The organism is Xanthomonas sp. 3075 (assembly GCF_014197275.1).
Lineage (GTDB): Bacteria > Pseudomonadota > Gammaproteobacteria > Xanthomonadales > Xanthomonadaceae > Xanthomonas > Xanthomonas campestris_B.
Genome location: NZ_JACIFI010000004.1, coordinates 184,393 through 197,156, shown reverse-complemented (window position 1 = coordinate 197,156; position 12,764 = coordinate 184,393). Strand labels below are relative to the sequence as shown.

Here is a 12,764-nt window from a genome sequence, read left to right as displayed (position 1 = left end):
GGATACCTTGCCTTTTAAGCAGCCAACCGTTCGGTCAGCTGCAGGATCTCGTTGATTTCGGCCGGGCCGAACACGCCACGGATGCCCTGCGGGTGGATGACCGTGAAGGGAGCGTTGATCAGGTCTTTCTTCTCCACCTTTTCGCGCTCGATGATGAAGCCCTTCAGCAAATTGAGGAATTCCATCTGCCGGCTACTGAGCGTGGTGTGGGCGCGGATGAATTGGTCAAAGGCTGCGCTGACCTCGTCCGGGAAGCTCCTGAGCACTTCAATACCCAGGATGTGGCGGATGAATTGTATGAAGCGCGCCTTGCGGTTTTTGTAGACCTGACGCAGCAGGTCTTCGGTGATGTGCGGGTGTTCTTCGTGCAGCAGTTCGGCCAAGTCGTTTGCCTCTTCGCTGCTCACTTCCTCGCCGTTCTTGATCTTTTGCAGCACCACGTTGTGCGCGGTGAGTTCTGCGATCAGGGTTTCCACCATTTCGCGGTAGCGGGTGATGCTGACGGCCTCGTGTTGCGGGCCAAACTCCACAAATTCTTTCTTGTGCAGTTCATCGGCCAGATCGAGATGGGTTTGCTCCTGGCCGGTAGATTGCTCGCGGAATTTCATCAGCGGGCCGAGTTTGGCGACCAATTCGTCGAAGGCATCCTCATCCGCCTTGGACCAGTAGTAACTGGTTTGCGCGGCGCGGATCAGGGCCTCTTCCTGCTTGACGAAGCTCACCGATAGTGGCAATTCGCTGATTTGTTCAACAATGCCTTCCTTGAGGGTTTCGGCTTGTTCCTTTTCTTCATTCAATACAGCTAGCGAATATTCGAGCAGGTCGCGCTCGAAGCGCATGGCCTTGAAGTCGGCGTCGGAGACCGTGCGGAACAGAGGCTTGATTGAAGCGCGCAAGAATTCCAACCGGTCGTGGCTGAGACTGATCCAGAAGTTGTCATCGTCCAGCTGCGCCAGCGCTGCGGCGGCTTCCTTGATCACCACCGACTCCTTGGGTAGCGCGGCAATCTGGAGGCGGAGCTTGGTGATTTCACGCTCAGCGATTTCAGTATGGCCGGCATCGTTGGCCTTCTCGATCTTGTCGAGCCGCAGGCCCACCAGCCGCACCGGCAGCGGCAACTGCGGCTTGAGCTCCTTTCCCTTTGGGTTGAGCTTGAAGTATTCGAAGTTGTCCCAGCAGTCGAGGATCAGAAACACATCTTTCTCAAGGCACCAGGGCTTGGGCTTGCTGGCTTCCAGCAAACGTGTGCCGCGCCCGACCATCTGCCAGAACTTGGTGTACGAGTAGACTGGCTTGGCGAAGACTAGGTTGACGATTTCACGCACGTCGATACCAGTGTCGAGCATGTCCACGCTGATGGCGATGCGCGGCATGTCGTTGCTGGTGAACTGGTCGAGCAGGCCGCCCTTGCCGTAAACACGCGGATCATCCGACACCAGCACCTTGGCCAGTTCACCATGGTACTGCGGGTAGAGCTTGTCGAAGATTTCTTCCATGCGCCGGGCGTGGGATTTTGTTGCGCAAAAGAAGATGGTCTTACCCGGCAGCACGCCATTGGCGTCCTTGATGGCTTCTTCCATGAACTCACGGACGATCAGTGTGTTGGTGCCCTTGTTGATCACCTGCTTTTCAAGCTGCGTCCCCTCGAAGTTGATGTCCTCAACCTCCCTGCCCTGCAGGATCAGCTTCTTCTGGTCTTCCAGCGAAATGGTGCGCTTGCTGATGCCTTCCATCTGGAACTTGGTCTGAATCTTCATGACCTGAAAGTTGCAGAGATACGGAGGCACGTTGTTTACGGCTTCTTCGTAGGTGTAAGCAAACGTGGGGATACCGTCTTCGCAATGGAAAAGCTGGAAAGTGTTGTGGTCAATGATGTCGGTCGGCGTGGCCGTTAGCCCCAGCGTGATGGTCTTGAAGTAGCTGAGCACATCGCCAAAGGTGTTGTAGATCGAACGGTGACTTTCATCGACCACGATGAAATCGAAGAAATGCGGCGACATGTGCTGCGCCTCGTCCCGGATGATATTGAGCATCGTCGGGTAGGTGGCGATATAGACACGACGATCCGTGGCGATCAGTTTTTCACCCACATTGGGCCAGCGCGGCTCATTGGGCAAGTGCTCCTTGAAGGCTGCCAGTGCCTGTTCACGCAACGCGATGCGATCCACGAGGAACAGCACCTTCTCTGCGTGGCCAGCGCGCATCAGGGCATCGACCATGGCGATGCAGGTGCGGGTCTTACCGGTCCCGGTAGCCATCACCAGCAGGAAGTCACGCTTTTTCCGCTCTATACCTTCGAGCACCGAACGAATGGCGCGGATCTGGTAGTCGCGACCGGCAATCGAGGTGTTGATGAACTCCTGCGTCAGCGGCTTGCGGTTGCGGCGGATATAGGCAAAGCGTTCCAGATCGTCGCGCGTGGGGAAACCGACAACCTTGCGTGGTGGTGCGTTTTCCAAGTCCCAGAAGTACAGATCATGGCCGTTGGTGTAGAAGCAGAACGGCAGTTCGCCGCCTAGTTGCTTCTGAATGTTGTAGCAGTACTGCTTGGCTTGCTCGCGGCCAATGGCGGCATCGCGGCTGGTCTTTTTGGCCTCAATTACCGCCAGGGGCTTGCGGTCTTTGCCGAGCAGGACGTAGTCGCTGAACTGGTGGCCCTCGTAAGGCGTGCGAGGTTCGGCCACTCCTTTAGCCAAGTTGGTGAGAATGTCGAACTCCTCAACAACCTGGGTTGGGTCTTTGACGTTCCAGCCTGCAAGCTTGAGCTGGTTATCAATCAACTCCGAGCGCGTCTGAGCTTCACTTCTATGCACGATTCGGACCTTCCTCAGTTTTCAGCTGCAAGGAACCAAACAGGCTTTAGGGCTAGACGAGTTCTCGCCACGTCTTCAAGCTGCGCATAGTGCGTCGTCCACAAGTCGACGAGCCGACGCGCATCGATCAGATTGATCCGCCGATGCGACTGCCGCGCTTCGTAGTCGGCGTCCTTGGTGAAGCCGGACAAAGCGACGAACAAACCGACGTCCCCATCCCCCAGAACCGCCATAAAGCTGCGCAGGCCCGTCACATCGATCCGCGGCGAGTTGGCATTGCGCTTGACCTGCACCTTGATGCGCGGCGGGCGGGTGCCGAGTGGGTCGTTGTAGGCAATGATGTCGGTGCCACCGTCCTTGCCCGGCGGTGCGACCCAGGCGACGTGGTAGCCCATCGCCCGTAGCAGCGACGCCACGAGTTCCTGGAAGTCATACGGCGGCATCGCGGCGAGGTACGCCTCGATCTCGGCCCATGCCATTTCTTCGGCTTCTTCCAGCGTGATGCTGGCCGATTCCTCGGTGAGCTCGCCTTCGGGATCGTCGACCTCGCCGGCGACGGGCTGGGCGCTCTTCCACTTCTTGTAGAGCTGCCCCACCGTGCGGATGAACTGCTCCGGATCCGGGTAGGCGTGCAGCGCCGCTTCGCCCTCTGGCGTGAGGGTCCAGATGCCTTTGTCCTTGACCAGCCAGCCGGCCTTGACCGGCGCCACGGTGCTGAAGCGCACGATCTTCTCGAAGCGACGGCCGCCGGTTTCGTAGTCGCCGGCTTCGTACTCGGTGAGTACGACCTGCTTTTCCAGTGCGGCCAGCGCGTCTGCGGCGCGCATGCCCTCCGGCTGGGTCTTGAGGATATGGAACAGCGCTCGGGTTAGTTCCCCCGTGCGGCGCCTGCTGATATTGGCCATCTACTTCCCCTGTGGCGCGACGTTGCCGCGAACGCCGTGCTTAATGATAGTCGTCTTCACGCTGACGCCTGATTGCCAAAACGGTGACGACCTGATCGCTTTCCACCTCAAACAGCAGTACATAACCGCTGGCACCGAAGCCGATCACGAGCTCGCGCAAGAACGGATCTGCCACCCCCGCCTTGCGGCAGCTCAACGGGGCCAGTTCAAGCACGGTGACGCCGTCGCGGATGGCCTGCAGCGCGCGCTCGGCCACGGTGAAGTCGCCTTCGGCACGCTGTAGCAGCCAGTCGTAAAGACGCGCGAGATCGTCGCGCGCTTGCTGAGTGAAGCGGACGGAAAATCCCACCTTGGCTTAGCCCTTGCGCGCCTTGTCCAGTTGGAACTGCAGCCCGGCCAGCACATCCTTCGCGTCGATGTACTGGTTGGATGCCTTGGCGCTGTCACGCGAGGCCAGCCCGCGTGCGATGAAGGCTTCCTGCCGCTGGCGCTGCTGCACCTGGGCGCGCACGGAGTGCTCGACGAAGCTGGAAAGCGTCTCGCCCTCCTGCAACACAGCCTCGGCCGCTTCGCGTAGCGCCGGGTCTACCCGGAGCGATGGAAGAGATGCGGATTTCATGGCTGGCCCAGTGCGTTGCAATTGCGATGCATCATCGCAAGCGAGCGGCGGTGCTTCAAGTTTTCTTTGCAGACCTAAGCCGACGATGTCGCGGCTACGCTGATGCAATGGTGCGTAGGCGCTGAAGCACGACGCTTGCGCGCTCCGGTTCGGCGACCAATCCCGGCAACGCGTTCACAAACGCCGGGTTATCCACCAGCCCCACGAACACGTCGGCAACCCAATGCCGAAGGTCTGCATGCTCCACGGCAAACTCTTCCACCAGCTCGGCCCGGCCATCGACGACATTGAGGACGTCCTCCAGGTCGTGACTGGAAAGGAAGTCACTGTTGCCTCGGGTAACGAAGGCTTCGAGCTTGGTCGCCACGAATGCTGTCGCTGTCACCAAGCGGATGGACAGGCGATCGCTCAACGCAACCACTTGGGCCGTCTCTACAGCATGGGCGTACCAGCGGTTGGAGAAGCCAAGCACGCCGGCATCCACCGGCATCAGGTCGAAGATGACGCCCGACGCTTGGTGTACCCAGCGGCAGACGACGCCGCTCTGCATCTCGCGCGCGAAGCCCTGCAACTCCACACGCGCCTCGATACCGCGGAACCGGGACCAATCAAGATTGACCACCGCATCGACGTCATAGGTGGCGCGGACGTTTTCCGCCAATGGATCGGATACCAGCAGGCCAACAACTGCTCCGCCGAGGAAGACCACGTGGTCGCAAAGCTCGCCCAATGCATTCGCAATCACAAGCAGGTGCGGCAAATTAGGATCGTCAGAGCGCATCGCCAAGCCTCAGCAATTGTTTGAGATAGCTTGCTGCCAGCGTGCGCTCGCGGGCACGCCCGCTGCGCAGGGCGTCCTGCAGCGCCAGCAGTTGGTGCAAGGCAGGGTCGGCCAGCGCAGCGTTGGGCACACCGGTCGACAACGGCGACAAGCTGGGGCCTTTGGCCGTGCCCTGCGCGCTTGGCCACACCGGTGCATCCCCTGGGGAGCTGGAAATGGCAATGGACAGTGGGGGCACGCCGAAGGCCGTAGGAATGCCACGCCTTAGCGGCCCGATGACGGCAGGAAAGGCATAGCGCACGCCGTGGACCGCAAATTCATGCAGCGCTGTGCGTACCGTCTCCCACTCGCCACGGCTTTTTTCCAGCGCCAAGCCGGATGCCACCGCGCGCTTGACGCTGCGATGCACCTGAGACGGGCTCATGCCCAGCGCTTCTCCAAGGGATGCATACGTCCAGACCTGGCCCGCCTGGGCGACCTGCTTGTACAGCACCACTAGATCCTGTGGCTTCAGTTCCACAGCCGAACCCACCTTCTTCCATATTCCGGAATATGGAATATCCGTCGAGCGACCGAATTTTGCAAGCGGGCGTTTTCGAAAGCGAATCCCGAGCCTTGATCTACAGTCAGACAGTGGAAACGGACGACCTCACCCAATGCTTCGCAGCTTGACAGCCTCTTCCAGTAGTCCCCCTCTCTCCTGCGCCTGACGCTGCGCTTGCGCCAAGTTCCGCGCATCAAGCTCCTGCAGCTTTGCCAGCAACTGCTCCACCGGCGTACTGACGGCCACGTCAGTGGGCATGTTGGCACGCAGATGGGCCGGGTTGCTGGGTTCGCCCTGCACCACGAACACGGTGGCACCGGCCGCTGCACGCGATGTCCGGTTGCTCAGTAGCACATGATGGATCCGCGCAAGCCTGTGCTCCTTCGCCAAATGGCCAGGCTGGCGCTCATCCGCTCGCTGTGCGCATCGCTGCACCTTCCGATGCTGCCCACCAATTGGCCGACCAGGGGCGTGACCTGCACCTGCGCGCGTTCTGCACTGGCGGCGATGCTGCGCTGGGCCTGGCTGCTGACATCGCGATACATGCCTTCTTGCACGACCTCTGGCTGCCCCTGCCCCTGCCGATGCCGTTCCAGCAATGCCACCGCATCTGCAGGACGGTTTGCGTTGAACAGCGCAACCGCCTCGTCTGCGCGCTCTTTGATACTGACCTCTATGACCCGAGCCATCTGCGCTCTCCCTGCATCGATTAAGGAGTGACAAAACGATCGCCCCTGTTGTCCAGTGGATCCGAACAAGCAGCCCTTCCCTCGGCCACAGGCCTGCATGGCCATCGCGCGCGATCAACCTTGTCCATCAACTCAAAGCGTTGTCCGGTCCAGACCAGAAATCCAAAGTGCAGATATGCCCAGTCGTTGTAATAGCGCGGGTCATCGGCAAGCGGGGCATCCGGATCTGACTCGATGACCCAGCGCAACACGGGAACTTGCCACAGGCGCGATACATCCAGGAAGGGAATCGGCTCCGCATAGGCCTGATAGTGCCGGACCTCGTCTTCGGACAATGCGGGCGCAGGGGGCAACACCTCTCCACTCACATCCACCAGCTGGCCTTTCTCTTCATACCGAAATGCCCGCACGCCTCTTGAATTCTTGCAGTCCAATGCCCGATCGGTGCACCTCACCCCGCCAACCAGGTAGACGGTATGACGTGAATCGCGCGACTCGAACGAGCGCACCCAGAATGCATCTGCAGCCAACATGAAATCGGCGCGCGCGCCCAAACCCGGAGACGCAACATACGCAGCATGCTTCAAGGCCTCGCCGCGTGCTTCGGTGGCAACGCCCAGATCAGCGGATGGAAGCGACAAGATGACCTCGGCCAGGGGACGCGGCGCAGGGCCAATGCATTCGTCAGCGGGCAACAGGACGCTGCGGCCAGAGGAGGTTCGCTGCGATCGGGTTGAACAGGCTGCTCCCATGCCTTGCTCCAGCGCGAAGCGCTTCCAAGGCTTTGGAGAGAACGAGGGCACTGCGGGATAGACATTCTCGGTGGCGGGTGAGGTCGCAGGGGAGCGTGTTGCCGAGCGGGCGCTGTCTTGGGCGCATCCAGCTACGACGCTAAGCACGGCACCCATGACCAGTCCGTTTAATTGGCGATGATGCATGCTCTGCTCCGTCTGGATGGCCTGGCTTCCGTCTGGATGGCCTAGCTCACGATCGACCTGATTTTTATCACACTGCATCAGTAGTGCTCTGCCCCACGGGCCACTGTTCTGGCCTGCTGCGACCCGTGCGCAAGCCGTTCACCTGAGGCCGCACGTCATCGCTTGGCAATCGGTGTTGCCACGCTGCATTAATGGGAAACGAAACGGTCCTCACCATCAGGAGAGTCCACACCTGCGGGTTGGCCTGTGCGTTGCTGGCGACATGGCCACTGCGCCCCGGAAACCCGTTCCACAAGTTCGAAGCGTTCGCCCGTCCACCGGAGAAAACCAAAATGGGCGTAAGACCCGACACGTTTCGGGTCATCGGTGGCCAGCGGCTGGTCGGGGTCAAATTCCATCAACCATCGCATCGTCGGCGCCAAGGGCAGCTTGTCGTCGAACAGAAAAAGCTCCGAGCCGCCGTGGTCGTTTTGCCTGGCAATATCTTCTGCAGTCAGGCTAGGCGCTGGCGGAAACACCGCTGCACTGACATCGCGTGCGGTGCCGTCCTTGGTGACGCGATACGCCTTTCGCCCTTTGCCTGACTGGCACGCAAGACCTGCCTCGTCCGCACCGCACTTCACCGACCAGACCAAGTACGCCGTTTTGTCGGGATCAGCACTTTCAAACGAACGGATTGTCAGATCACCCGCAACCACGGTGAAGTCGGCGCGCCGTCCCAGGCCGGGTGCGGCCACGTACACCGCATCGCGCAGGCTCGCCTCGCGCGTTTGCGGCGAGGCATCGCCCGCATCTGCAGGCAGGGCGAGCAATGCAGCCGCCATATGCGCAGGTGCCGGGCCTTTGCAGAACCCGTCCCTTAGCAAAGGCGCAGGCGAGGAACCCTGTGATTGCGTACGGTCGACACAGACGGCGCCCATCTGCCGTTCCAGTTTGAAGGACACCCAAGGTGAAGGCGCAGCAGCAGGCGCCTGAGGAAAAGACGATGCTTCGTGTGCAGCGCTTGAGGGATTTGCAGCAGCCTGTTCCATCGAAAGCCGTGCACACCCAAGCGTCATGATGGGCACCAGCGCGGTCGCCACAATGCAATGCGTCAGCTTCTTCACGGGCATCCTTGAACGAAGAGGCGAACGTCCCGGACTGTGGCCGTATGAGCAGGCTCGGTCAAGTGACTGAGCGCAGACGAAAACGGTTCGGCGACACTCTCATTTCGGGACCGAAATAGACGCTACATCCCGCAAAGACGCCACCTGGTATGGAGTCAGCGCGACTGTCCGGGGCGAACAGCAATTCGGATGGTTCGGAACGTTCAACCAACACGCTGCGTGCGGCTCCATGTGATCGCCAGCATTGCACAAAGAGGTCGAAGTGGCCTGTGTTAAAGCCAGCCTAGACCATGGATGGCCCACAGGCGCTGCCCCGTCACTTCCTGATTTACCGCACCAGTCATCCGACAACGACTTCCCCTGAGCGACGGCCGATCACGACCATCTCGTTGAACGTACTGGGTAGCGGCAAGCGCGCCTCGATTAGCGAGCAGGTGCGCTCACGCCACCGAAAGCCCTCTGCCCGCTCGCACCCTGTTTACCCGCGCAGCGCCGCCCGAAGCGCCTCCCCCGCCAACCGCGCACTGGCCAGCAGTCGCTCCAGGCTCTGCCCATGCCGGGCACTGGCGGACAGCCCGGCCATGGTGGTGCTGACGAAATCGGCCAGCCGGTCTGCGTCGTGCGGGCACTGCTTGGCGATGTGGGAGCGGATCAACTCCTGGGCTGCGACATGAAAGCCGCAGGCCGCCTCGCGCGCCTGCGCGTCGTTGCTGCGCGTGCCTTCCAGCACCAGGCAACCGGTGGCGGCGGGGTCTGCGGCGTAGCAGCGGGCGGCCTGCTCCAGTACGTCGGCCAGCGCGTCCGCTAGCGGGCGGTTGGCGTCCAGAATTTGCGGCAGCGGGATGGCACCGGTCTGCGCGTAGCGGTCGAGGATGCGCGCATACAGGCCGGCCTTGCTGCCGAAGGCCGCATAGAAACTCGGCGGGTTGATGCCCAGCGCCTGGGTAAGGTCGGCCACGCTCAGTGCGTCGTAGCCGCGCGCATGGAACAGCTGCTGCGCGGTGGCGACCGCTTGGTCCGGGTCGAATGCCCGCGGCCGCCCGCGGGCCCGGGAGTTTTTTGTAGTCATTGTTACAAAATCCTTGACGGCAGACGAAATCTATTCTGTATTACTCGCTACATTAATTGTGAGGTGAGTGCATGTCCGCGTTCAAAGACAAGTCGGTGTTGGTGCTTGGTGGCAGCCGGGGGATTGGGGCCGCCATCGTGCGGCGCTTCGTGGCCGAGGGCGCGCGGGTGACGTTTACCTATGCCGGTTCTGCCGAGGCGGCGCAGCGCCTGGCCGGTGACACCGGCAGCACTGCGGTGCTGGCCGACAGCGCCGACCGCGATGCGGTCATCGCCACGGTGCGCCGCAGCGGGCCGCTGGATGTGCTGGTGGTCAACTCCGGCATCGCCTTGTTCGGCGATGCGCTGGACCAGGATCCGGACGCGGTGGACCGGCTGTTCCGCATCAACGTGCACGCGCCCTACCACGCCGCCGTGGAGGCCGCGCGGCAGATGCCACCCGGCGGGCGGATCATCGTGATCGGCTCGGTCAACGGCGACCGCATGCCGCTGCCCGGCATGGCGTCCTACGCGCTGAGCAAATCCGCGCTGCAAGGGCTGGCACGCGGGCTGGCACGCGACTTCGGGCCGCGTGGCATCACCATCAACGTGGTGCAACCGGGCCCGATCGATACCGACGCCAACCCGGAAAACGGGCCGATGAAAGACCTGATGCACAGCTTCATGGCGATCAAACGCCACGGCCGCGCCGACGAAGTGGCCGGCATGGTGGCATGGCTCGCCGGCCCGGAAGCGAGCTTTGTCACCGGGGCGATGCACACGATCGATGGTGCGTTTGGAGCATGACGCGGCGGCGTCTGCGTTGACCACGTTGCAGCTCGACACTTAGTGCGATCAAGGGCGGCAAACGTCCTTCTTCGGCACACGTGGCGAGCTGCCGTTGCACCGCCCGCGCTTTGATCCACGCGCCTTTCGTTCCGGCAGAGCGTGATCGCATTCCCATGTCGTGCGGCGCATGGCAAGGACAATCGCAGGCTTGGCCCTTGCTGTCGCGCTGATCCCAAGTTGCCTATAGTTGCGGCGAACCCTGCAATGGACTGACCAATGCACATGATGTCATCCGGCCGGTGCCTGGCTCTTGCACTCGCCGTCGCCGTGACCGGCAGTGCCTGTGCACGGACGCCATCACCCGAACAAAAAAGGACTTCCCCCATGTCAGGCACCGTTACCACAGGCCGCACCATCAACGGGCACACCTATTCGGACGCGCCGGTTGACGTAAAGCTGGGGCCGAACACCTTCCGCATCCCCGCCAACTATCTGGACAGCCAGATCGCACCATGGCCGGGCGAAGGCGTCACGCTGGTCATCGAATGGCCAGATATGACCCCCACCCCGCCCGGGGCACGGGCCAACCCGCGTACGAATGATTTCCGCAAGGAGATACACGCATCGATTGACTACGTTGACCGGGTCCCTATTGAGGCATTGCTGGCACGTTATTCATCCAACGACGCGCTTACCAAGGCTGATTGGGTCGAACGAGGTAATCCTGTGGAGAGACTCGATCTCCGGATTGCACAGCCTGAAACACTGGGACTGATTCCCTATGCCATCGATGAGGAGAAGATGGATGAGTATGTGAAAGCGTACAAAGCCCACTACGGCAAGCCTCCAGCGCGCAACCCTGCGCTTGAGTATGACTGGTATGTGGCACGAGACGACGGCGGTAATTTGACGACGTTTATCAAATGCGACAGCGCCAAATTTCGCAAGGACGGCATCCGGATTGAGGGCAACCAGGTTATTGACGAGGAAGGCCCGGTTGTCGCCGATTGCACTCACTACCTTGTCGATGTAGAGAACAAGCTGTCCATCACGCTTCACTACTACCGGGCATTTCTGAAGGACTGGGAGCGCATGGAACACGCGATGAAGGACGTACTGGCACGAACCAAGGTCAGATGACCGGCCCATTGACAATGAGTGAAATATGAGTGGGATGACGGAGGACGATCTCAGAATCCTTTCCAACTATGCGGATAGAGGCAACCGCGAGCTGTATTGGAACTATCTTTCGCAGCTAGATGGTGCAGACGGCTACGGAACGCTGGCGCTGGGCGTAGTGAGAAACGACAGCTTGCCCGGCCAGGTCGCCAACAGTTACGCGCAAGACCACGCCAGGTCGCAACACGATAATGGCTCACGATTTGCCAATGCTGACCTAACCGAGCGGCAGTGGGAAGAGTTCGGACAGACGCTACTCACAAAGGACCTGGAACTTAGGCAAAGCTGGTTCCGTCGAGATCGCCCAGATCTGGCACTGAACCTACCGGGCGCCTCCGTCATGCTCGCGCACGACCGCGCATTTGAGCAGCATCGTCTCGACCCCAACTGCTGGACGCCCCGCGTGCTCCTGCAAGCAGCCCTGGAAAAAAGCGGCCCCCAGAAGGTGAAACAGATCTGGACCAACATGCTCGACAACGAGTACGCCGGCGCTGCCCGTATCAGCAACACGGGCTACGAGACATTTGCGCAGATGGGACTGGCGGCCGGCAGCCAGTACCTGGCCAAGCTCGGCACCACCGAGGCGATCCAGATGCTGGAAGGCCGCTCAGCCGTCGACCCCAACGTCATCGGCAGCAACAGCTTCTACGCGATGTACTTCGAAAAAGAGCAGAAATGGGTGAACGTCAGCGCAGGCGGCGGGCATCTTTCCATGCGCGAAGAAACAAATCCCGGCCGTATCGCCGAACTCGACGATGCCCGCGCCGTCCGCCTGGAGCGGCAGCAGAAAGCCACGCAGTTCCACCAAGACGATCCGCACCGCTCCATCACCCGCAGCCCGTTCACTGCTTCGACCGACGGCCTGCCCGAGCGGACGCACGCGCCTACCAAACTGGCCGATATCGGCCCTGATCACCGGGACTACGCATTGCTGCAGCAGGTGCGCGCGGGTGTCAACGCCATCGATGCGCAAGCCGGGCGCACGCCCGACGAGAACAGCGAGCGCCTCATCGCCAGCGTGATGACCCTCGCCCGCCAGAACGCTCTGGACCGGGCCGACCACGTGGTGCTGAGCGAACAGACCGCCGACAGCCCGGCGGGCCGCAACGTGTTTGTGGTGCAGGGCGAGTTGAACAACCCGGCGCACCTGCGCGCCCACATGCCGACCGACGTGGCCGTACAGACGCCGGTGGAGCAATCACTGCAGCGGCTGGAAGTCGCCGGCGCAGATCGCCAGCAGGCCTTGGCGCAGAGCCAGCAGCAGGAGATGGACAACCGGCAGCGTGAGAGCGCGTCGATGCGCATGGGATAAAGGCAACGCTGCGGAGATCACGTACCTGCCCATCTCGGCCGA

At 61.3% G+C, this 12,764-nt stretch carries 14 protein-coding genes; 4 read left to right on the top strand and 10 right to left on the bottom strand.

Annotation, left to right across the window (positions count from 1 at the left end; genetic code table 11):
- Window positions 1-14: 14 nt before the first annotated feature.
- From GGR62_RS05875 to GGR62_RS05845, 7 genes are all read right to left on the bottom strand, one after another.
- Complete coding sequence (locus GGR62_RS05875) at window positions 15-2,813, bottom strand: DEAD/DEAH box helicase family protein (protein ID WP_184406982.1); 2,799 nt, start codon at window positions 2,811-2,813, stop codon at window positions 15-17.
- Window positions 2,814-2,827: 14 nt separating this feature from the next.
- On the bottom strand, window positions 2,828-3,718 hold the full coding sequence (locus GGR62_RS05870; protein WP_184406981.1) for a restriction endonuclease: 891 nt from the start codon (window positions 3,716-3,718) through the stop codon (window positions 2,828-2,830).
- Window positions 3,719-3,758: 40 nt separating this feature from the next.
- Window positions 3,759-4,067, bottom strand: coding sequence for a type II toxin-antitoxin system RelE/ParE family toxin (locus tag GGR62_RS05865; protein WP_184406980.1), 309 nt, complete (start codon window positions 4,065-4,067; stop codon window positions 3,759-3,761).
- Window positions 4,068-4,073: 6 nt separating this feature from the next.
- A complete protein-coding gene (locus GGR62_RS05860; RefSeq protein ID WP_184406979.1) occupies window positions 4,074-4,337 on the bottom strand; it encodes a YlcI/YnfO family protein in 264 nt (87 codons plus the stop codon).
- A gap of 94 nt (window positions 4,338-4,431) precedes the next feature.
- The gene (locus GGR62_RS05855; RefSeq protein WP_260305535.1) at window positions 4,432-5,118 is read right to left on the bottom strand and encodes a hypothetical protein; all 687 of its coding nucleotides are present in this window, start codon (window positions 5,116-5,118) and stop codon (window positions 4,432-4,434) included.
- Window positions 5,108-5,638: a MarR family transcriptional regulator gene (locus GGR62_RS05850; RefSeq protein WP_184406978.1), complete on the bottom strand. Its 531-nt coding sequence runs from the start codon at window positions 5,636-5,638 to the stop codon at window positions 5,108-5,110. Before GGR62_RS05850 ends, GGR62_RS05855 begins: the two co-directional genes overlap by 11 nt.
- Before the next feature lie 129 nt (window positions 5,639-5,767).
- Window positions 5,768-6,016 (bottom strand): XVIPCD domain-containing protein, encoded by a 249-nt coding sequence (locus GGR62_RS05845; protein ID WP_326520241.1) that lies wholly within the window; start codon window positions 6,014-6,016, stop codon window positions 5,768-5,770.
- Between the two features lie 65 nt (window positions 6,017-6,081).
- Here GGR62_RS05845 and GGR62_RS21405 point away from each other — a divergent pair, with 65 nt between their 5' ends.
- Window positions 6,082-6,375 (top strand): hypothetical protein, encoded by a 294-nt coding sequence (locus GGR62_RS21405; protein WP_326520239.1) that lies wholly within the window; start codon window positions 6,082-6,084, stop codon window positions 6,373-6,375.
- On the opposite strand, the gene GGR62_RS05835 is transcribed toward GGR62_RS21405, so the two are convergent.
- The 3 genes from GGR62_RS05835 to GGR62_RS05825 form a co-directional block, all read right to left on the bottom strand.
- Window positions 6,372-6,992 carry a hypothetical protein gene (locus tag GGR62_RS05835; protein WP_260305534.1) on the bottom strand — a complete coding sequence of 207 codons (621 nt, stop codon included), beginning with the start codon at window positions 6,990-6,992 and terminating at the stop codon, window positions 6,372-6,374. The two genes, GGR62_RS21405 and GGR62_RS05835, sit on opposite strands and share 4 nt — an antisense overlap.
- A 485-nt stretch (window positions 6,993-7,477) precedes the next feature.
- Window positions 7,478-8,395, bottom strand: coding sequence for a hypothetical protein (locus GGR62_RS05830; protein ID WP_184406977.1), 918 nt, complete (start codon window positions 8,393-8,395; stop codon window positions 7,478-7,480).
- Between the two features lie 478 nt (window positions 8,396-8,873).
- Window positions 8,874-9,464, bottom strand: a complete 591-nt coding sequence (locus tag GGR62_RS05825; protein ID WP_184406976.1) for a TetR/AcrR family transcriptional regulator — start codon at window positions 9,462-9,464, stop codon at window positions 8,874-8,876.
- Between the two features lie 71 nt (window positions 9,465-9,535).
- Between GGR62_RS05825 and bdcA the strand changes: the two genes are divergently transcribed.
- From bdcA to GGR62_RS05810, 3 genes are all read left to right on the top strand, one after another.
- Window positions 9,536-10,249: an SDR family oxidoreductase gene (bdcA, locus tag GGR62_RS05820; RefSeq protein WP_047128275.1), complete on the top strand. Its 714-nt coding sequence runs from the start codon at window positions 9,536-9,538 to the stop codon at window positions 10,247-10,249.
- Between the two features lie 258 nt (window positions 10,250-10,507).
- A complete protein-coding gene (locus GGR62_RS05815) occupies window positions 10,508-11,371 on the top strand; it encodes a hypothetical protein (RefSeq protein WP_184406975.1) in 864 nt (287 codons plus the stop codon).
- Between the two features lie 25 nt (window positions 11,372-11,396).
- Window positions 11,397-12,722, top strand: coding sequence for an XVIPCD domain-containing protein (locus GGR62_RS05810; protein WP_184406974.1), 1,326 nt, complete (start codon window positions 11,397-11,399; stop codon window positions 12,720-12,722).
- Window positions 12,723-12,764: the final 42 nt, after the last annotated feature.